This window comes from Flavobacterium sp. LHD-80, from assembly GCF_030929605.1.
Taxonomy (GTDB): Bacteria; Bacteroidota; Bacteroidia; order Flavobacteriales; family Flavobacteriaceae; genus Flavobacterium.
Window position 1 is genome coordinate 56,779 of the sequence record NZ_JAVFVS010000008.1, and the last position, 20,904, is coordinate 77,682.

Here is a 20,904-nt window from a genome sequence, read left to right on the forward strand (position 1 = left end):
GTACTATATGAGTCGCCCCAACTTGTAAGGTGGTTCTTTTTTTAAAGATGCTAAGTTACTAAGGTGCTAAGTTGCTAAGTTTTTTTTGTGTTGAAATTTGTTTGCAAAGACATGAAGTTGTTTTGCCACAGATTGTTGGGATTAAAATGATTTAAAAATCTGTTTAAATCTGCGGAATCTGCGAGAAACAAAAAAACTTACTTTAAATATTCAGACGGAGAAAGTCCGGTTGCTTTTTTAAAGTTTCGGTTAAAAGCGGTTTTTGAATTAAAGCCACATTCGAATGCAATAGAAAGTAGTGTGAATTTTTGATTTTCGGGCAAAAGAATCAGCTTTTTGAATTCTTCTACGCGCTGCGAATTAATATAGTCGTAAAAATTTTTCCCCTCTGCCGAGTTGATGACCTGCGAAAGAATATTCGAATGAATATTTAATTTTTGAGATAATTCGGCTAACGTTAAATCGGGATTTTTGTATAATTTTTCATCCGTCATTATTTGAGTCATCTTTTGATGAAGCGAATGAAGTTCAGAATTGCTTAAACTTGATTTCTCATATTTTATTTTTTCTGATAAATTTTCAGTTTCGATATTTTCATTAGAAGAAATAGATAGAGTTTTGTCTTCAGAAATAGTTTGATTCGTAAAAATCCCAACTTGTTTGATTCCAAAATAACCAATAAACATCAAATAAAAAACAACGACCGAAAAGATATATTCATCATTAAAAAAGATGACAACAATCCAGATAATACTCGAGCCCAGAATTAAATATTGAAGCCAGCTTAGGTTGATTTTTTCGGTAGACGAAAATGCTTCTGAAATGTTTTTTCGATGTTTTGAAAGTTTTCGGAGCGAAAGCAATGCATAAACAATTCCAGAAATAAGAATTGCGGAGTAAAGAATCAGAATCAAATTTTCATAGCCTTTTCCTTCATTCTGAAAAACCTTTAATTTTTCTTCAAAAGAAAGTTCAAAAAATGGAATCAGAATTAAACAAGCGAATACAAAAGGCAAAAAATGCAAAAGATTGTATTTTTTATGCCGATTTTGATTGGTCAATGCCGAGGTATATAAAAACAAAAATGGTCCTTGGAGCAATGGCATTGGAAGTTCAAAACCTAACAAAAACGGAAATGAAGCAAAATCATTTTTATAATGCAGATAGTACAAAAACAAATGAAATCCGGTAAAAAACAGCCAGAACGCCAGAATTTTATCCGCTTCACTTTTATTTTTTTTGCTTGCAAGAATAACAACCAGAAAAAAGGTAATTATTATGCCCGTTAAGTACAACATGGTTTGGATTTTTGGTTAAAATCGTTTGTTGGAAATAGCTGGCAAGATAAAATATTTCTTGCAAATATTTGAAAATGAAATATTTTCTAAATATTATTTTTCAGTTTCTGATGTTTCGTCTGTTTTTTTGGTGTTTTCTTTTTTAAAACTTTCGTACCATTTTTCAATAGAAGGATAAACAAACGCAGCAACTTTTTTTACTGGATTGTAAAAAATAGATTTATCTAAAGTTTCTTGTTTCGCAAAAGTATTGTTGAAGTTTATTTTTTCGAATAAAGCAATAAAAATACTCATAATCAAGATGGTTTTTAAAACTCTGAAAAAACCGCCACCCAATTTATTTGCCCAGCCAAGGAAAGCAAAATCAGCAATTCCGGTTAATATTTTGGCTAAAAAATAAACACCAATTACAACGAGAATAAACGTTAAAATGAAAGCCGTAATTTGAATTGTGTTAGGATTCCACGAAACATGCTTCATGATCATTTCTTTCATTATAGACGAAAATTTAATCGCAAGATAAATTCCTAATAATAAGGAAATAAAAGAAGCAACTTCTACAAAAAGTCCGTTTTTAATTCCCTTGTATAAACTAAAAGCCAGAAGTGCGGCAACAATAATATCAAAAAAACTCATGTTTTGGTTTGGTGTTTAATGAGGCGCAAATATATATCTTTTTTTAAGGTTCAGAGATTCAGAGTTACAAAGTGACAAAGGTTTTTTGAGAACAAAAACGTGGCAACTTTTCATTGTGTTTATTTTTTTAAGGTCTTTGGAATCGAAGTCCGTATCTTTGCCAACTAAAAATTTATGTTTTGAAATTTATAATTCACAATTCATAATTCACAATTATAAAAAATGTCTAGAGATACACAACTAAAAGAGCGCTGGGAAAAGCTCGTCGATATACTTTCAAATCAATTTTCGCAAGGTGAAGATTTAGATTTGGATGCCATAATTTACCTAATTGGAGTTCAGGAATTCGGGAAAATTCACCGTGAATTTAAAAAAGATGAAAAACTGAATTTAATGCACATTGCAATTTGCAGATTATTAGAGCCATACGGATTTTACGAATTCGAATATTTTGACGAAGACGGCTGGCCACATTACAAAGTAAAAGAGCAATTACCGCCACTAAAAGCCGGAGAACAATCGGTTTTGATGAAAGAAGCTATTGTAAGTTATTTTTTAGAAAGAAATCTGATTGAGTAGTTTTAGCCACAATCGCAGTCACAGTTTTTAGAATTATTGATTTGTAAACTGAAATCTGCGACTGTGACTGCACACTTTAAACTAAAAACACTAAATTTGTATTCTCAATTATCGAAGGAAAAATGATAGATAAGATAAAACAGCACATAGAGGAAGCTAAATCCTTTAATGAGAAAAATAAAGAATCGTTAGAACAATTCCGTATTAAATATTTAGGAAGTAAAGGTTTGTTGAAAGAACTTTTTACTGAATTTAAAAATATTCCGAACGACCAGAAAAAGGATTTTGGGCAAGTAATCAATACTTTAAAAGCAGTTGCTGAAGAAAAAGTAAGAGTAATTCAGGAAGAGCTTGAAAGCAAAGAAGAAACAAAAGGTATTTTTGGTGATTTAACTCGTGCTGCAGAACCAGTAATTGTTGGTTCTCGTCATCCGATTTCGATTGTTAAAAATCAAATCATCGATATTTTTGCCAATATTGGATTCAATGTTTCTGAAGGTCCTGAAATCGAAGACGATTGGCATAACTTTACTGCGTTGAACTTGCCAGAATATCATCCGGCGCGTGATATGCAGGATACATTTTTCATTCAGACAAATCCAGATGTGCTTTTGCGTACGCATACATCATCGGTTCAGGTGCGTTATATGGAAAATCATAAACCACCAATTCGTACTATTTCACCGGGACGTGTTTTTCGTAATGAAGCAATTTCATCACGTTCGCACTGTATTTTCCATCAAGTGGAAGGATTGTACATTGACAAAGATGTTTCTTTTGCGGATTTAAAACAAACGTTGCTTTATTTCACAAAAGAAATGTTCGGGAAATCTAAAATTCGTCTTCGTCCGTCTTATTTTCCATTTACAGAGCCAAGTGCCGAGATTGATATTTACTGGGGTTTAAAAACCGAAACAGATTATAGAATCACAAAAGGAACGGGTTGGTTAGAAATTGGAGGTTGCGGAATGGTAGATCCAAATGTTCTTAAAAACTGCGATATTAATCCAGATGAATACAACGGTTTTGCTTTTGGAATGGGAGTAGAGCGTATCGCAATGCTTTTATACCAAATTGGCGATATCCGTATGTTTTATGAAAACGATGTTCGTTTCTTAGAGCAGTTCAAAGCAAATATTTAATTTTAAGTCCAAAGTCGAAAGTCCAAAGTCGAAAGTCTCACTATGATGACTTTACAACTTTTGACTTTCGACTTTTGACTTTATGACTTTTGACTAACATGAAAAAAGATATAATAATTCCAGAAGTTGAAAACGTTTTTCTTGCAGCAGTGCAGGAGTGGAGTGACGATTTTATGGAAAAAGTATGGTACGCGTACTTGGTTAACGACAGTGATTTTAATTTAGATAGCGTAATGGTGGTTTCAAAAGCATTTGGAACTATTGACGGCGAAATGAAAAAAACATCCGTTTTGCGTCATGCTTTTGTTGAAGTTCCTTCGGTTTCCGTTGTGAAAATAGAATTGGTAGAAAAAAGCCTTTTAGCACTTAATAACGAATTTATGGTAACTTTCTTCATCGGAAATACTTTGTACGATAAGAAGTTCATTTTTAAAGCGAATTCAATCAATGAAAACAGTACCGAAGAAGTACCGATTTTGTTTGTTGAAGGGATTATGGTGAAGTAGTGTTCAGTATTCAGTTTTTTAGTGTTCAGCCACAGTCACAGTATTCGCTAGAATAGGAGTCTGAAATTTTAAAAAATAAAAAAAGTCCGAAAAAATATTTTTTCGGACTTTTTTATTTTACTGTAACTGATCACTAAAAACTGACCACTGAATACTTAATCCAAAGACTCCGTTAATTTCTTAAAAACAGACTTCGCATCTTTTCCTTCGTATAAAACCGCATAAACAGCGTCTATAATTGGTGTTTTTGCTCCGTAGCCTTGATTTAGTTTATAAGCACTTTTTGTTGCATAATAACCTTCGGCAACCATGCTCATTTCCATCATAGCGCTTTTTACTGTATATCCTTTTCCAATCATATTTCCGAACATTCTGTTTCTAGAAAAAACCGAATATCCTGTAACCAATAAATCGCCTAAATAAGCTGAATCATTAATGTTACGTTTCATTTTATGCACTTTGCGGATGAATTTTTTCATCTCACGAATTGCATTACTCATCAAAACGGATTGGAAGTTGTCGCCATAACCTAAACCATGAGCGATTCCGGCAGCAATGGAGTAAATATTTTTAAGCATTGCAGCATATTCAGTACCAATAATATCATCAGAAATTTTGGCTTTGATATAATTTCCAGAAAGCGTTTTTGCCATATTGCAGGCTTTTTCTGGGTCACCACATGCGATTGTCAAATATGAAAGTCTTTCTAATGCCACTTCTTCAGCATGACAAGGACCTGTTATAACACCAATATTGTAATATGGAATATCGTATTGAATATGGAAATGTTCTCCAACAATTAAACTTGTTTCGGGAACAATACCTTTAATAGCCGAGAAAATGATTTTGTCCGATAAAGAAACGGTCATGTTTTTCAGTTCGGCATCTAAAAAAGCAGATGGAATAGCGAAGATTAAATAGTCTGCGTATTCAATTGCTTCGTTGATATTGTTAGTTAATTTAAGTTTTTTGATATCAAATTCAACCGAACTTAAATAATTTGGATTGTGTTTGTATTTTTGAATGTGCTCGATTGCAGCGTCATTACGCATATACCATGCAATCTCAGATTGATTAACGCATAACATTTTTGCAATTGCCGTAGCCCAGCTTCCTCCTCCAATGACTGCAAACTTTAAATTTTCGCTCATTATTTTAATAATTTAAAACAAAAGTACTTAATAATGTAGTAATAATACAAAATCTGTTTTAAGAAATTTATGAAAAGCCTTTAAAAACAACGGTTTTTCAAAAGGTTAGAAAAAAAATAAAAAAATATTTCGTCTTCTATACAATAAAATAATAACCCTTACGTTGTAAGTGATTATAAATTAGAATTTTAATGAGTTTAATAAAAATTGAGTTAGTTAGTTTTGTTTTAGTATTTTAAAAAGGCGCTCTTAAACTAGTTAAGAACGCCTTTTTTCATTAGTTGGCAGTTTTCAGTCTTTTAGTGTTCACTGTTTACTTTAACTGACCACTAAAAACCTGACCACTGAATACTTAATAACTAAGTTCAACGATAGATTTTACTTTTTCTAAAGTTACTAATTGATTTTCTCCTAAACCTTTCCAGCCTCTTTCGTCAAAACGATTTACAATAAAATCAGCTGTTTTTGAGTAATCATCAGTGTATTGAGAAAGTTTTGTGTCCATTCCCATTGTATGGAAAAACTCCACAGTTTTATTAATTGCTTCTTTTGCTACTTCGTCATCAGAACCAGATAAATTAAAAATTCTTCTTCCGTATTGCGCCAATTTGCCTTTTTTGGTTTCAAACATTACGTTATACAAACTTGGTCCAATAATCGCCAAAGTTCTTGCATGGTCAATTCCGTAAAGTGCAGTCAATTCGTGTCCAATCATATGGGTTGCCCAGTCTTGCGGAACACCTTTTTGAATCAATCCGTTTAACGCCATGGTACAGCTCCACATAAAATTCGAAGCCAAAGTATAATCTGTTGGATTTTCAACAACTCCTGGACCAACTTGAATTAATGTCTGAAGAATTCCTTCGGCAATTCTGTCTTGGAGAAATCCTTCGTGCGGATACGTTAAGTATTGCTCCATTACGTGCGTGTAAGCATCAACAACGCCGTTTTGAATTTGTCTTTTAGGTAAAGAAGCAATTACAGTTGGATCGCAAATGGAGAATTTAGGGAATAACGCGCTTCCGCCAAAAGCCAGTTTTTCTTGAGTTGATTCAATCGTAACTACAGATCCTGAATTCATTTCACTTCCTGTTGCCGGCAATGTCAAAACAGTTCCAAAAGGAATTGCATTTTCCTTAATCAAAATTCTTTTTTGAAGAATATCAATTGGGTTTCCTTCAAAATTCACTGCAGCCGAAATAAATTTCACACCGTCAATTACAGATCCACCGCCAACAGCAAGAATAAAATCAATTTTTTCTGCTTTGATGATTTCAACAGCTTTCATTAAAGTTTCGAATCGCGGATTTGGCTCGATGCCACTAAATTCTACAATTTCAAAACCTTTTAAGTTTGCGATTACTTGATCGTAAACACCATTTTTAAAAATACTTCCGCCACCGTAGGCCAATAAGATTTTAGCATCTTTTGGAACTAAAGTCGAAAGTTTCTCAATTTGTCCTTTTCCGAAAATCAAATTTGTCGGATTGTATAATTCAAAGTTTAGCATTTTTTTTAAGGTTCTAAGATGCTAAGGTTTTGAGGTTCTAAGTTTTTTTCTTTGAACTTATTCAGTAAACTTAGCATCGTTAATTATTTAATTTTTTATTAATTCGAGAGAATAAGGGAATGAGTCATTAAGTTACTAAGAGAAAAACTTAGAACCTTAGCAACTCAGTTCCTTAGTCCCTTTTTTAGTTCAATTTCTGTAATAATTTGCCAGCCACTAGTTTAGATGATGCTGGATTTTGTCCTGTAATTAAAAGTCCATCTTCGACTGCGTATGGTTGCCAATTTGGTCCTTTTGAAAAAATTCCTCCATTTGAAGCTAATGCATCTTCTAATAAAAACGGAACTACTTTAGTTAAACCAACAGCTTCTTCCTCTTCATTAGTAAAACCGGTTATTTTTTTGCCTTTTACTAAATAAGCACCATTAACTTTTACATTTTTTAATACAGCAGGTGCATGGCAAACAAAAGCAACGGGCTTATTGTGTGTGTAAAAAGATTCGATCAAAGCAATTGAACTTCTGTCTTCGACTAAATCCCAAAGCGGACCGTGACCTCCTGGATAAAAAACAGCATCGTAGTCTTTTTGGTTTACTGTCGAAAGTTTTAAAGTATGTTTTAATTTTTCTTGTAAAACCTTATCTGCATCAAAACGTTTTGTGTCTTCAGTTGCAGAAGATGGATCGGCACTTTTTGGGTCAATTGGAGGTTGTCCTCCAAGCGGTGATGCAATTGTGATTTCCACTCCTTGATCTAATAATTCATAATAGGGTGCAGCAAATTCTTCTGACCAAAATCCTGTTTTTTCTCCTGTATTGCCCAGTTTATCATTGCTGGTGACAACAAATAATACTTTTTTCATACTTTTTTTATTTGATTTTTGAGCCAAAGCAGTTGTGCTTACAGCTGTAAATGCAATTATTGCGAGTAATGCTATTTTCTTCATAAGATTAAATTTTTGTCAAATTTACGTCTTAAGTGATATTAGTAAAAATAAAATAAACTATGTTTGTTATAAATAAATTTATGTCATGGTAAATCTAGAATGGTACAGAACATTTAAGGCTGTTTATAAAAATGGAAATTTTTCAGTTGCAGCAAAAGAATTATTTATGAGCCAGCCTGCGGTAAGTCAGCAAATTTCTATGTTAGAAGCTCATGTTGGTAATAAATTATTTAATCGAAAGTCAAAAGGCGTAGAACCAACCGAATACGCTAAGTTACTGAATAATTTGATAATAGATGCGCTGGACCGACTCGAAAGCGTCGAAACTGGTTTCAGAGCAAAGGCCGAAGATGCAAATCGGTTAATTTCGGTTGGAATTTCTAGACATCTTTTTGACTGTGTCGGTGCGCTTTTAATTTCAAAGTTTGATTTGATTGATTTTACCTTTGCAGAAAATGATGAGCTTTTTGATTTGGTAAATTCTAAAAAGCTTGACTTTGCGATTACGACAAAAAGATTTGACACTTTTGATACCATTTACGAGATTGTCGGCAAAATAAAACTGATATTGGTTGCGCCATCAAGTTTAGATATAACAGAATTTCGTCAAAGATTAAAAGCCGATAACTTTACAGAAATTGAACAATGGCTAAATGCCCAGAAATGGTACAGTCATGATGCTAGAATTCCGCATATAAAACTTTTTTGGCTTCATGCTTTTAATAAAAAAAGGCCGTCAATGGTTCCAAATTATATTATTCCTTCGGAATCAGAAATGCTTAGGCTTTTGGCTAAAAATGAAGGAATAGCAGCAACGTGGAATTGCAATGCGAGAAATTATATTAAAGAAAATAAATTGCAACTGGTTTGGAACAGTTTTCACGTTCCAGAAGAATTTGTGTATTTATTGGCTCCAAAAAATAACAACTTAAAATCGTTTTTTGATACTATCGAGAAAGAACTGAAACTGTTTTTTGGTAATAGATTGTAATTTGTAATCAATTGAAATGCAGAAAAATAGTGATTTTAAAGTGTGAAAATTCTTTAATTATGTTTTGAATTTGTTTTTTAAAGAGATAAATTTGAGAAACGAACCACTAAAAGTTTTCAATTATGAAAAAGATCACAACAATTTTGATGCTTACTTTGATGTTCTTTATGAATAATTCTTGCAGTAAGAGTGACGATGCTGCAATTGTAGATTGTTTTGGAGAGTCAATTTTAACTGAATTAAAACATTCAGCAGATGCTGGTAATTCGAAAATTATAAATTACTCAATTCAATATAGCGGAAGCAATTCTGTAGGCTCTGTAAAATGGAATTTTGGTGACGGAACTCCTGTTCAAACCGTAAGCAGTGCGACTGGAGCGGTATCGCATACGTACACAACTGCTGGTACTTTTGAAGTAAAAGCTGACGTGGCAATTTCAAAAGGCGGAGGAAGCTGTACAGTAAGTCCAAAGAAAAGTGTCACAGTGAATTAGTATAAAATAAAAAAGCCTGAATTTTAAATTCAGGCTTTTTTATTTTATTGCTTTGTATTTGTCAAATGACAATATTATGTATCTACTTTTTATAAAAATTATTGTGATCAATATAATCCCAAACTTTTGGCGGTAATAAAGGTTGAATATTTTTTCCTTCTTTAATGCTGTTTCTTATAAAAGTAGATGAAATTTCAACAATTGGCGCATCAATAATATGAACTTTTGGATGCGATTTCAATTCGATATTTTCCTCTTCTTCAGAAATGCGAGGATAAACGTAAATGTCGTAATGATCTAAAATTACTTCGTAGTTTTTCCATTTATGAAGCGTTTTTAAATTGTCTTCGCCCATAATCAAAGAGAAATCATGATTTGGATATTTCTCCTGCAAATGAACTAAAGTATTTACCGTATAATTAGGCTGTGGTAATTTGAATTCAATATCCGAAGGTTTAATTTTTGGATAATCTTCAGTTGCCAAATAAACCATTTGAAGGCGCTGTTGGTCGTCTAATAAAGTTGCCTTCTTTTTTAACGGATTGTGAGGCGTAACCACCATCCAGACCTGGTCTAAATCGGCAAACTCAGCCATGTGATTGGCAATGATTAAATGACCGACATGAATAGGATTATATGTTCCGAAATAAAGACCTATTTTCATAGTTCAAGTGACTAGTAATTAGTAAAAAGTGATTAGTCTTTTAATGTCTTGGAAAAAGCATTAATCATTTTTGATTCTTCTTCAATTTGATTTAAAATTTCTTTGTAAAGAGTTTGGCTAGTAATAAAACCAAGATCATTCGCAATCAGTAATTGAGTTTCAATTTCGAATAATGAACCTCTAGAAATATTTAAAAAATGACTAAAAGATTTACCTGTATTTCTACCATAGCCTTCTGCTATATTTGACGGAATCGATACAGAAGCTCTTTTTAATTGACTAGTTAGAGCAAATAACTCTTCTTTAGGGAATGATTTTACCAATTGATAAACTAGAAACAATTTTAATTCCTTTTTGCCAAATCAATAAATCTTTATAAGATCTAATTTCACTCATTTTTTATTGCTATTTACTAATTACTCCTCACTAATTACTATTTAGAAACAAAATCTTTCACCAGCTGATATGCTTCTTCTTTAGCCGTATCTAAATCGTAATTTTTGATAATAGTATCAAATTGTGGAGCAGTTGCCAATTCAACAGAAGCTTTTGCAATTCGCATATTAATTTTATCGTCGCTTTCAGTCGAACGTTGTTTTAATCTTCTTTTAAGTTCGTCAACACTTGGTGGCTTTACAAAAACTGCCAAAGTTTGGTCAGGGAATTTATGCTTGATACGCAATCCTCCGGCAACATCAATATCAAAAATTACATTTTTTCCTAAAGCCCAGATTCTTTCAATTTCTGCTTTTAAAGTTCCGTAGAAATTATCGCGGTAAACTTCTTCCCATTCTAGAAATTCTTCGGCTTTAATGTGTTTTTTGAATTGTTCCAGCGAAATAAAATAATAATCCTTTCCGTGTTCTTCTTCTCCGCGTGGGTCGCGTGAAGCTGCAGAGATCGAAAATTCTAAGTTTAAATCTTCTTTCCCTAATAAATGTTTTACTATAGTTGTTTTTCCTGATCCCGACGGTGCCGAAAAAACAATTAATTTTCCTTTATTCATTATTGTTATGCTTTAGGCTTTAAGCAATATGCTTTAAGCTTTAATATTTGTGCGGTATTTTGCCTATAGCTTATTGCTTAAAGCTTACAGCGTTTAAAGAACATTTAAAACCTGCTCCTTAATTTTCTCCAATTCATCTTTCATCATCACCACCAATTTTTGCATTTGAGCGTGATTTGATTTAGATCCCATTGTATTGATTTCACGACCCATTTCCTGAGTAATAAAACCTAGTTTACGGCCATTAGCTTCTGTTCCTTTAATCGTTTCTAGGAAATAGTCTAAATGATTCGTTAAACGTACTTTTTCTTCCGTAATATCAAGTTTCTCTAAATAATAGATTAATTCCTGTTCAAAACGATTTTCATCAACATTAACCTGTAATTCTGAAATTGCAGTTTGCAAACGATCTTTGATAGCCTGAACACGTTCTGGATCAAGAGCCAAAGCGTCGTCCATATATTGACGAATATTTGCAATTCTAAGGTTGAATTCTTTTTCAAGCGATTCACCTTCGTCTTTTCTAAAAGTTAAGATGTTCTGTAAAGCTTCTTCAATGATAACCTGAATTTGTTCCCAGTCATTTTCGTCGATTTCTTCGCGTTCTGTTTTTAATGTATCTGGCATACGAACAGCCATTTTCATTAATTCAGTCACATCAGCGTCTGGATATACTTGTTTAAGTTGCTCAATGTAGTTTTTTACAACAGGAACGTTTACTTTAGTCGAAGTTTGTTCAGCAGTGCTTTCAATATAGATTCCGAAATCAATTTTTCCTCTTTCTAGTTTCGTAGAGATTTGCGTTCTTAAACCTAATTCCATTTCGCGGTAAAGCGACGGCATTCTTACGTTTAAATCTAAACCTTTGCTGTTTAGAGATTTTACTTCAACGGTAATTTTTTTTGTAGGCAATTGCAAAGAAGCTTTGCCAAACCCTGTCATAGATTGTATCATATAATTGAGTATAAAGGCGCAAAGATAATTAAAAGTTTGCTCTGTTTATGACGTAAAATACTATTCTATTGTATAGAAAGGCTGTTTAATGATTTTTTTCGACGAATTTTCCAATTTTGAAAGACGTTGTTTGGTAATAAAAGATAATTTGGGCGTGACCCTATTTACAAAAGGCGCTATTTAACCAGCCGCTTATTGTGCGCCTTTCGTAAATAAGGTCGGGCTATCCGCGCTACTTCGGTAGCCAGCTTCTATCCCTCACGCGAGCAGTCGTATTAAACAAATCTTGTAATTTAACTTAAAACCTTTATTACCTCTGCTACATTTTTTTGGCTGTTGCCAATGTAGATCTTCCCATCAATAATAAAAACCGGACGGCTTAAAAAAGTGTAATGTTCTAAAATATACTTTTTAAAATCAGCCTCAGTAAGAGATTTGTTTTTTAAATCCATTGATTTGTACAATTGTGCTTTCTTGCTAAATAATGCCTCATAGCTTCCAGAAAGCTTGTACATCTCTTCCAGTTCAGCCTCCGTAATTGGGTTTTGTCTGATGTCCTGAAAAACTAAATTGTTTTCAGGTAAACTTTTAATGATTTTTCGGCAAGTATCGCAAGACGCCAAGTAGTATATTTTGTTCATTTTTTGAGAATTTTGTTAGACATACAAAGAAAATCCATTTAAATCTTAAAATTGTCTAATTTTAGAAAAAAAATATAATTATGAAATCTGTTTTTGAAGTTCAAAAAACCATTAGAGAAATTCTTTTGAAGATTTTAGACAATCACTCATTAGAACAATTAAACAAAATTCCGGAAGGATTTAGCAATAACCTGATTTGGAATATTGCGCATTGCGTAGCATCACAACAAGTTTTAGTCTATAAATTATCAGGTTTGCCAACATTAGCTTCTGAAGAATTTATTTTGAAGTATAGAAAAGGCACAAAACCAGAGGGAGATGTTTCTCAAACCGAAGTTGATGAAATCAGGAATTTACTTTCAATAACTTTAGAGAAAACGATTAAAGACTTTGAAGCAAATGTTTTTGTTGATTATAACGAATATACAACTAGCTTAGGTTATACGCTTAAGGATATTAACGGTGCTCTCGATTTCAATAATTATCATGAAGGAATTCATACCGGAATTGCAATGAGCATCAGAAAGTTTGTTTAAAAAAAAATCCTGCTCCAAGCAGGATTTTTTTTTTTATTCTATAATCGTTTCGATCGTTACTTTCATAGCGCCGGCACCTTTGCTTTTTGTGATTTCCATAAAAGCTCGTTTTGAAAGGTCAATTTCACGAGTCCTTACAAACGGACCACGATCCGTAATTTTTACAATTACAAATTTTCCGTTAGCTTCATTCGTTACCTTAACTCGGGTTCCAAAAGGAAGTTTTTTGTGTGCTGCAGTGTATTTGCTGTTGCTAAAACGGCTTCCGTCTGCTGTTTTCTTTCCATTAAAACGATCTGCATAGTAGGAGGCATGAGCGTTTTTTTTGTAAGTTTTTAATTTTAATCCTTTGTCCGTAAAAACAGAGTCTGTTGGCATCGGAATTAAATTTGGTTTTGTCAGGGTGTCTTGAGCTTTTGGCTCAATAACCGGTTTTGTTTGGCTTATAACGTAGGTAAAGCAACTTATAAAAGCCACCGTAAGCGTTGTGAGTATAAAGTTTTTTTTGTTTCTCATGGGTTATTTTTTTCAGACTTGGGGAGTTTGTACAAATAATATGCCATTATAAAAAAAGTCCTACAGAATTAGGACTTTTTTGTTTAGAACCAAAGGTTCCAAGGTATTCTGCTTAAAATAAGCAATAATCCTAAACCATAAAAAATAGCAAACGTTTTAAATTTTGCTTCACTGTTTATTAGTTTTTTATGTTTAGACCATCCAATAGTAATTAAAATGATGGCAATAATGTTGATAAGAGGGTGCTCAAGCGAAGTAAGTCTAAGCTCAGCATTAGTCATTTCTCCAAAAGCAGCTTTTCCAAGCGGAGACACAAAATAAAGAATTAAACCAACCAATAATTGAGTGTGCGTACCAATTAAGGCAAATAAAGAAATTTTACGGTCTTTGGCTGTAAACTCTTTTTTAGAATTTAGACCTATCAATGCATTTATAACTGCCACTAAAAGAAGCAGTAATGCCAAGTAAGCCCAGCCTGAATGGAATTTTTGTAGAAAATGATACATAAATTATGTTTTTTGTTTTAAACAAATATAGAAAAAAAGGCCATAAAAAAAACGGCATTAAACTAAAAGTCAATGCCGTTTTATTATTTATTAAGATTCTAAATTTTAGAAATCGTAACGTAATTGGAAGTTCCAAGTTCTTCCGAATCCAAAGAATACTTGGTTAGCAGTAGCTACACCATCGTAAAGTAATCCTTTAGAAGCGTAAGTTCCGTTTGCTCCTGGTTGTTGTGTACCAGAAACTGGAAGGTTGTCATCAGCAAAGATGTTAGTTCTAGACTCAGCGATGTAAGTTTTGTCAAACACGTTGTTGATGTTTAATCTGAAGTTTACAGATTTGTCTTTGTTTTGACCAACTAACATTTTGTATGACCAACCAGCATCAACTAAACCATAAGCAGGCAATTGTAAAGAACCTTTGTTTGTTGCTGAAGTAAAGTTAACTGGGTTGATACCAGCATATAAATTGTCATTGTAGTTGTAGTTAGCATCTAAAAAGAATCTTGTTAAAACTTCGTAAGAAGCTCCTAAAGATGCTGTCATTTGAGCTGCATCACCAACTTTTACACCATCCATGTAAAGAGTAGCTGAAGTATATCCAGGAACTGGAGTGTTGTCAGCTGTATAGTAAGCATTTGCTTTAGCGTTTCCTTTGTACTCCCAGATTCCGTAAGAGAACATACCTGTGATTTTTAATTTCTCAGTAATGTTTGAACTACCTTCAAACTCAATTCCTGAGTGAACTTCGTTAAGACCTACATACTCTGTATAAGTTGTGTTTGCAGGAAGACCAGGAACTGCGTTAGCTGGAAGAGCATTACCTCTTAAGTATCTATCATCCCAGTTTGTGTTGTAAACGTTTAAGCTACCAGTAAAGAATCTAGAACGGAATCCGTAACCTGCTTCAAATCCTAAGATTTTCTCGTTAGTTAAGTTAGGGTTAACTGTAGATCTGTTGTTAGGATAAACTGAGTTAAAGAAAGGTTGTTTTGAATAATAACCTGCGTTAACAAATACATTGCTTTTTTCGCTAATGTTGTAGTTTGATCCTGCTTTTACGTTACCACCTAATACATTTTCGTATGGAGTAGATCTTAATGGATCTCCAGCTTTGTATACGAAATCATCTTCTCTTTTGTATCCTTGTTGAGAAATAGCTCCTTGAACAAATGCACTTAAGTTATCTTTAGAGTACTCTAATTGAGTAAATAAACCATACCATTTTACATTACCAGTACTATTGAAAGAGATTTTTTCATAGTTCTTTTTGTCGAAAGGATTCCATTGAACACTTGTTGGGTAAGTAGTTGTAAGGTGTCTTCCGTTTGGTTTTAAATCAGCGATGAAATTATCGAAATATTCTCCACCACCTAATAAGTCATTTAATACAGTATAGTGGTATCCTTTGTAAGTTCTTCCGTCAAAACCGAAATCTAAAGTTAAAGTATTAGATAGTTTTTTGTTTAAATTGATTACAGCACCATACCAGTCATGAGAGTTGATAGATGAAGTTTGAGAAATACCTGAAGTATTTGTAGTCGTTTGTGCATTCCAATCAGTGTTTGATCCACTGAAGTATGAACTGTTTTGGTAAACTCCACCAATTTTTGTTCTTGTTTGAAGACCATTAAGACCTCCAATTGTTACAGATTGTCCTGAGTTGTAAGCTACAATCTTATCATAATCAATTAAACCGTCAGCTCTTCTGAAAGCCAATACGTCATTGTATGCTTTTCCTTTGATACCTCCAGTTGCACTAGCTCCTGCACCACGTCCCCAAGATGCATAAAGCACTGTAGAAAGTTTTGTAGTTTCGTTGATAGCATAATCCCAGTTAAGAGATGCAATTGGTTTGTGGTAGTAGTTTTTTCTGATGTTGTATTGCTCACCATTCAAATATCCTGTATCAGCATTGTATCTTGTGTTTGGTTCATCAAGAGTACCATATTGTTGGTAAGTTGCAATAGTAGAAGCAGTAGTTCTTTGGTTGTGCCATTGTGGCGCACCAGTTACTGTTAATTGAATATCGTGTTTGTTATTTTTAGTAGAATATCCTAAAGCAACAAAATAGTTAGATCCTTCAAATTGAGTTCCTTGGATATATCCGTCTCCCATTGTTTGAGATAATAATACAGAAGCTGAAAGTCCGTTGCTTAATTTACCTGTACTGTATGAACCTTGAATTTTGAAATTTCTTGCATTTCCAAATCCAGAAGAGAAAGATCCTCCTTCTTTTTTGTCAGAAGTTCTTGTGATTACGTTGATTGTTCCTCCAACAGAAGGTGTAGCAAGTTTAGAAGCTCCTAAACCTCTTTGAACTTGAATAACAGATGCAACATCTGATAAACCAGCCCAGTTACTCCAGTAAACAGAACCATTTTCCATGTCGTTAACCGGCATACCATTAATCATAACAGCGATGTTGTTTTGGTTGAAACCACGAATGTTAATTCTCGCGTCTCCAAAACCACCACCTGATTTAGTAGCATAAACTGAAGGAGTGTTTTTTAAGATCTCTGGAAACTCTTGAGTTCCAAGTTTTTGCTGAATTTCAGCTGCTTTAATTGTAGACACAGCAACCGGAGTTTTTCTGTCTTTAGCAACGTCAATTACAGTACTTTTAACTACAATTTCGCTTAATTCGTTTGAGTTAGAAGCTAAAACAATCTCGCCTAAGTTTGTAGTTGAGCCATTTGATACTGTAAATTTTACAGTTTTGTTGTCATAACCTATGAAAGAGATAACAATCTCTCCCGAACCTGTTGTTGAATTGATAGTAAATTTACCATCGAAATCTGTTGAAGTAGCTGTAGATGATCCTTTGATCGCTACGTTTGCTCCTGGTAATGAACCGCCCGTTCCGTCGGTAATTGTACCAGTCACTTTTCCTTGAGAAAATACGGTTGAAACTATCATAAAAAATAGTCCAGTAAGTAACCAATTTTTCATTTTCTTCATTTGTTATTTAGTTTATTGTTTTTGGCAAAATTATAACATTAAAATCAGATTATGTTATCAAAATGTTAAGAAAAATTAGTTTTACGTTTTATGCTGCGCATTAAAATGATTTTTTCTTTTTTAGTTAAATTAAATAACAGTTTTTTGAATTTAAAGTGCTGTTTTTTGTTAAAATGATAATGATTTGAACAGTCATGTAGCCGTAAACCTGCAAAAAGATATGTTTTGTGGCTTTTTTATAGGTGTTTTATACGAAAAAACGCCTTAAATTTTATTAAATTAAGGCGTTTCAGTTTGTTATAAAATTAAGATTTACTTGTTTCTCAAAAAGTGATTTAGTAAAAATGTAGTTGAACTGTCATGTGTCTTAACAGTTTTAGAATTTATTTCGTCTAAAATTGAATTCGCTAACTGTTTTCCTAATTCAACTCCCCATTGATCAAAACTGAAAATATTCCAGATAATTCCTTGAACGAATATTTTGTGTTCGTATAAAGCAATTAACGAACCTAAGCTTTTTGGAGTTAATTTTTCAATCAAAATTGTATTTGTTGGTTTGTTTCCAGTAAATACTTTGAAAGGCAATAAATAAGAAGCTTTTTCTGCAGAAAGCCCTTGTTTGTCAAATTCAGCTTGAACTTGTGCGGGCGTTTTTCCGTTCATTAAAGCTTCAGTTTGAGCAAAAAAGTTTGACATTAATTTGTCATGATGATCTTCATTTCCGTAAAGCGGTTTAATAAATCCAATGAAATCTGTTGGAATTCTCTTTGTTCCTTGGTGAATTAATTGGAAGAAAGCATGCTGTGAGTTTGTTCCTGGCTCTCCCCAAATAATTGTTCCAGTTTGATAGTTAACTGGTTTTCCGTCACGGCCAACACTTTTTCCGTTGCTTTCCATAGTTGCCTGTTGCAAGTACGGAGCCAATTTTGATAAATATTGTGTGTACGGAATCAAAGCTTCACTTTCGGCATCATAAAAATTATTGTACCAAACACTTAATAAAGCTAGAATTACCGGAATGTTTTCATCAAATTCTGCCGATTTGAAATGCTCATCCATTTCATTTGCACCAACTAATAATTGGTTATAATTGTCAAAGCCAATTGCTAAAGCTATGCTTAAACCAACTGCACTCCAAAGAGAAAATCTTCCTCCAACCCAATCCCACATCGGGAAAACATTGTCTGGATTAATTCCGAATTCCGTTACTTTTTGAATATTTGTAGAAACGGCTGCAAAGTGTTTTGCAATATCTTCTTGCGAAGCCGATTTCAAAAACCATTCTTTTATTGTTTCTGAATTCGAAAGTGTTTCCTGAGTTGTAAAAGTCTTAGAAACAATTACAAATAAAGTAGTTTCAGGGTTTAGTTTTTTGATAACTTCATTTACGTGATCTCCATCAACGTTTGAAACAAAATGTAAGTTTAAATGATTTTTGTAAAATTGTAAAGCTTCAACCGCCATAACTGGTCCAAGATCTGAACCTCCAATTCCAATATTTACAACATCTGTAAATGCTTTTCCTGTAAAACCTTTTCTTTGTCCAGAAATTACTTCTTCTGTAAAGTTTTTGATTTTATTTTTTACTTCATAAACTTCCGGAATTACATTTTCTCCGTCAACATTAATTACTGCCGATTCCGGAGCGCGTAAAGCCGTATGTAAAACTGCACGGTTTTCTGTTCTATTGATTAATTCTCCTCCAAAATAAGCAGTAATTGCATTTTTTAATCCAATTGAATTAGCCAATTCTAACAAAAGAGAAATAGTTTCTTGACTAATATTGTTTTTAGAATAATCAACTAAAAAGTCGTTCCATTGTAAGTTGAATTTTTCAGCACGGGCATTATCTTGCTCAAATAATTCTTGTATCGTAGTTTCGTGAATTGCATTATAGTGGTTTTGCAGATTTTTCCACGCCTCAGTCCCAGTTGGGTTTGTTGTGTTTAAAGCCATTTGTATTTTATTATGTGGTTTGTTTTTTCAGAAACACAAAAATACTGAAATAACTTTTAAAAGGGTAGCGGTTCACGATTATATAACAATTAGTTACGAAAACGTTTTATTGATTATGACTTGAAATTGTTCAAAATTTTAAAATTAATCAGCAATAAGAATTCTAACTAAAAGCGCTAACGGGAAAATTATTGAACCAAGAATAAAGATAGTTTTGCCATGTTTTCGGTCTGCTTCATTATAGGAGTAAACACGTTCACCGTTTGGTAATGTTTTTTTAGAAGTCCAAAGAGAATAACCAATAACAATTCCTATTCCGCCACCCAAGAGTGAAAATAAATATCCGGCAATTATCCAAGGTTTTTGATTCTCTTCTGGTTTTGCTAAAATTTCCAGACGTTCTTTTTTTAAAGAAGCCAGCATATCTGGATCGATATTTTTGCCTCGTTCTGTCAAAAGTTTTTGTGCTAATTTATAATCAAAAACATTCCATTCGTCTGATTTTAAAAGAACATCATATAATTCTTCATTCGAAAAACTTAAAAGATAATAATCTTTGTCAACATGATTTAGAAGGTTTTCGGTGTCTTTTTCTAAAATTTCTTGGGCTTTTGTAAAATCAGCTGGATCAATCTTAATTTCATACTGATTTTGTAATGTGCTTCCTGAAAAAGTAATATCAACAGGTGCTATATTATCTGCTAAAACTGTTTTGATATTGTTGTTATTTAATAATATTTCAAATTCTTTGGCTTGAATTCGAGTTGGGAAATTCTTAAAAGCAATAAAATTTTCAGTCATTATTTGGGGTTGGTTTTTGATGTTTTTATTCTATTCTTAAAAGTTTAATTTTCACAGAAGCAAAAGATTTCATTTGTAGATTTTTTTCTTGCAATATAATATCTATCCGTTTTTATAATTTCAAAATCTGTGTTATTTATTTCAATGTAATTTGGGAACCAATTTGGTTTTAGTTCGTCGTATTTTTTTATTTTTTGTTGAAATGAAAATAGAGGAACTTTTTTACTGTTCAAGAATAAGGAATCGTAACTCTTATTATTAGAGTAATTAAATTTTACAAAGTTGCAAGAGCCAAGTAGAGAACTGCTTTTTAGATTATAAGAATCCGATTTTATGATATTTGGAAACCAACCGGTTAACCTCAAATTAGTTTCTGTTTTATAATCATTATATGTGTCAAAACTAATTTCAAACGGTTTGTTTTGACATGAAATTAAAGCAAAAAGGAGAAAATATTTTAGCAGTTTTTTCATAAATCAGATTACCAAACCTTCCACCAAGGTTTTTTATTTACTTCGATAGTTTTCTTTTCGGTATCAATTTCTATTCTTTTTGAAGGTTCCATTTTAATTTTCGAATCATCAAAAAATAGTTCTCCATTTTCATTCATTCCAATTGGAAGTTTGGTTCTTTCTTTCCAATCTTCGGTTTGTAATTCGGGAATTAGAGGTGAATTGACTTTGTCGCGGAATTTTTTTCTTGCCTTTTCTATAATTTCTTCTTCCAGATTTGAAGATGAATTTTTAAAAAGCGTTAAAGAATTGTCTGGAATATTTAAAAGAAAAACTTGAGTTTTATCTCCAATTTTCTGAATATCCAAAACTTTAAAATACGCAATTGTGTCCAAAAGGAAATGTCCAATTTTAGCAGAATCAGGATTGAATTTTGATAAATCTTTGGGATGGGAACTTGCAATTAAATATCTGAAATTTCCCGAAAGCCCACCGCCAATGGAAGTCATATCAGTAAATCCTTTTTCCTGAATGATCTGTCCGACTTTGTAATTCGAAATTAAATTTTCAGATAAATTGGTGTCTCTGTAAAATAGCTTTAAGCCAGAAAAAGTTTCACTGTAAATTGCTTTAAGTCGAGCGTTTTTCATGTTTTGCTATT

The 20,904-nt window shown here is 32.7% G+C and carries 22 protein-coding genes; 6 read left to right on the forward strand and 16 right to left on the reverse strand.

The window, feature by feature from the left end:
- Nucleotides 1–197: 197 nt before the first annotated feature.
- Nucleotides 198–1,298 (reverse strand): helix-turn-helix domain-containing protein, encoded by a 1,101-nt coding sequence (locus RB619_RS11665; RefSeq protein ID WP_308097600.1) that lies wholly within the window; start codon nt 1,296–1,298, stop codon nt 198–200.
- Nucleotides 1,299–1,391: 93 nt separating this feature from the next.
- Complete coding sequence (locus RB619_RS11670) at nt 1,392–1,934, reverse strand: CvpA family protein (protein WP_308097602.1); 543 nt, start codon at nt 1,932–1,934, stop codon at nt 1,392–1,394.
- A 222-nt stretch (nt 1,935–2,156) separates the two neighbouring features.
- Between RB619_RS11670 and RB619_RS11675 the strand changes: the two genes are divergently transcribed.
- From RB619_RS11675 to RB619_RS11685, 3 genes are all read left to right on the forward strand, one after another.
- Nucleotides 2,157–2,513, forward strand: a complete 357-nt coding sequence (locus RB619_RS11675; RefSeq protein ID WP_142451474.1) for a hypothetical protein — start codon at nt 2,157–2,159, stop codon at nt 2,511–2,513.
- A 122-nt stretch (nt 2,514–2,635) separates the two neighbouring features.
- On the forward strand, nt 2,636–3,655 hold the full coding sequence (pheS, locus tag RB619_RS11680) for a phenylalanine--tRNA ligase subunit alpha (RefSeq protein WP_308097606.1): 1,020 nt from the start codon (nt 2,636–2,638) through the stop codon (nt 3,653–3,655).
- A 98-nt stretch (nt 3,656–3,753) separates the two neighbouring features.
- Nucleotides 3,754–4,161, forward strand: coding sequence for a hypothetical protein (locus RB619_RS11685; protein ID WP_308097608.1), 408 nt, complete (start codon nt 3,754–3,756; stop codon nt 4,159–4,161).
- Between the two features lie 155 nt (nt 4,162–4,316).
- Here the strand turns inward: RB619_RS11685 and RB619_RS11690 are convergent, their stop codons facing one another.
- The 3 genes from RB619_RS11690 to RB619_RS11700 form a co-directional block, all read right to left on the reverse strand.
- Nucleotides 4,317–5,312, reverse strand: a complete 996-nt coding sequence (locus tag RB619_RS11690; RefSeq protein WP_308097609.1) for an NAD(P)H-dependent glycerol-3-phosphate dehydrogenase — start codon at nt 5,310–5,312, stop codon at nt 4,317–4,319.
- A 352-nt stretch (nt 5,313–5,664) separates the two neighbouring features.
- Nucleotides 5,665–6,822, reverse strand: coding sequence for an iron-containing alcohol dehydrogenase (locus RB619_RS11695; protein WP_308097611.1), 1,158 nt, complete (start codon nt 6,820–6,822; stop codon nt 5,665–5,667).
- Nucleotides 6,823–7,006: 184 nt separating this feature from the next.
- Nucleotides 7,007–7,768, reverse strand: coding sequence for a type 1 glutamine amidotransferase domain-containing protein (locus RB619_RS11700; RefSeq protein ID WP_308097613.1), 762 nt, complete (start codon nt 7,766–7,768; stop codon nt 7,007–7,009).
- Between the two features lie 85 nt (nt 7,769–7,853).
- On the opposite strand from RB619_RS11700, the gene RB619_RS11705 reads away from it, so the two are divergent.
- Together RB619_RS11705 and RB619_RS11710 are read left to right on the forward strand one after the other, a co-directional pair.
- Nucleotides 7,854–8,759 carry a LysR family transcriptional regulator gene (locus RB619_RS11705; RefSeq protein ID WP_308097615.1) on the forward strand — a complete coding sequence of 302 codons (906 nt, stop codon included), beginning with the start codon at nt 7,854–7,856 and terminating at the stop codon, nt 8,757–8,759.
- A gap of 122 nt (nt 8,760–8,881) precedes the next feature.
- Nucleotides 8,882–9,253, forward strand: coding sequence for a PKD domain-containing protein (locus tag RB619_RS11710; protein ID WP_308097617.1), 372 nt, complete (start codon nt 8,882–8,884; stop codon nt 9,251–9,253).
- An 82-nt stretch (nt 9,254–9,335) separates the two neighbouring features.
- On the opposite strand, the gene nadD is transcribed toward RB619_RS11710, so the two are convergent.
- From nadD to RB619_RS11735, 5 genes are all read right to left on the reverse strand, one after another.
- Nucleotides 9,336–9,917: a nicotinate (nicotinamide) nucleotide adenylyltransferase gene (gene nadD, locus RB619_RS11715; RefSeq protein ID WP_308097619.1), complete on the reverse strand. Its 582-nt coding sequence runs from the start codon at nt 9,915–9,917 to the stop codon at nt 9,336–9,338.
- 32 nt (nt 9,918–9,949) lie between these two features.
- Nucleotides 9,950–10,258, reverse strand: coding sequence for a four helix bundle protein (locus RB619_RS11720; protein WP_308097621.1), 309 nt, complete (start codon nt 10,256–10,258; stop codon nt 9,950–9,952).
- Nucleotides 10,259–10,350: 92 nt separating this feature from the next.
- Nucleotides 10,351–10,923 carry a guanylate kinase gene (gene gmk / locus RB619_RS11725; protein ID WP_308097623.1) on the reverse strand — a complete coding sequence of 191 codons (573 nt, stop codon included), beginning with the start codon at nt 10,921–10,923 and terminating at the stop codon, nt 10,351–10,353.
- Between the two features lie 93 nt (nt 10,924–11,016).
- Nucleotides 11,017–11,877 carry a YicC/YloC family endoribonuclease gene (locus RB619_RS11730; protein ID WP_308097625.1) on the reverse strand — a complete coding sequence of 287 codons (861 nt, stop codon included), beginning with the start codon at nt 11,875–11,877 and terminating at the stop codon, nt 11,017–11,019.
- A gap of 293 nt (nt 11,878–12,170) precedes the next feature.
- Nucleotides 12,171–12,518, reverse strand: coding sequence for an arsenate reductase family protein (locus tag RB619_RS11735; RefSeq protein WP_144336936.1), 348 nt, complete (start codon nt 12,516–12,518; stop codon nt 12,171–12,173).
- A gap of 80 nt (nt 12,519–12,598) precedes the next feature.
- Between RB619_RS11735 and RB619_RS11740 the strand changes: the two genes are divergently transcribed.
- Complete coding sequence (locus RB619_RS11740; RefSeq protein WP_308097629.1) at nt 12,599–13,054, forward strand: DinB family protein; 456 nt, start codon at nt 12,599–12,601, stop codon at nt 13,052–13,054.
- A 33-nt stretch (nt 13,055–13,087) separates the two neighbouring features.
- Here RB619_RS11740 and RB619_RS11745 read toward each other — a convergent pair whose 3' ends face one another.
- The 6 genes from RB619_RS11745 to RB619_RS11770 form a co-directional block, all read right to left on the reverse strand.
- Nucleotides 13,088–13,570, reverse strand: coding sequence for a septal ring lytic transglycosylase RlpA family protein (locus tag RB619_RS11745; protein ID WP_308097631.1), 483 nt, complete (start codon nt 13,568–13,570; stop codon nt 13,088–13,090).
- Between the two features lie 83 nt (nt 13,571–13,653).
- The gene (locus RB619_RS11750) at nt 13,654–14,076 is read right to left on the reverse strand and encodes a hypothetical protein (protein ID WP_308097633.1); all 423 of its coding nucleotides are present in this window, start codon (nt 14,074–14,076) and stop codon (nt 13,654–13,656) included.
- Nucleotides 14,077–14,181: 105 nt separating this feature from the next.
- On the reverse strand, nt 14,182–17,034 hold the full coding sequence (locus RB619_RS11755) for a carboxypeptidase-like regulatory domain-containing protein (protein WP_308097635.1): 2,853 nt from the start codon (nt 17,032–17,034) through the stop codon (nt 14,182–14,184).
- 312 nt (nt 17,035–17,346) lie between these two features.
- Complete coding sequence (pgi, locus tag RB619_RS11760; protein WP_308097637.1) at nt 17,347–18,990, reverse strand: glucose-6-phosphate isomerase; 1,644 nt, start codon at nt 18,988–18,990, stop codon at nt 17,347–17,349.
- 144 nt (nt 18,991–19,134) lie between these two features.
- Nucleotides 19,135–19,791, reverse strand: coding sequence for a hypothetical protein (locus tag RB619_RS11765; RefSeq protein WP_308097639.1), 657 nt, complete (start codon nt 19,789–19,791; stop codon nt 19,135–19,137).
- Between the two features lie 481 nt (nt 19,792–20,272).
- Complete coding sequence (locus RB619_RS11770) at nt 20,273–20,893, reverse strand: hypothetical protein (protein WP_308097641.1); 621 nt, start codon at nt 20,891–20,893, stop codon at nt 20,273–20,275.
- Nucleotides 20,894–20,904: the final 11 nt, after the last annotated feature.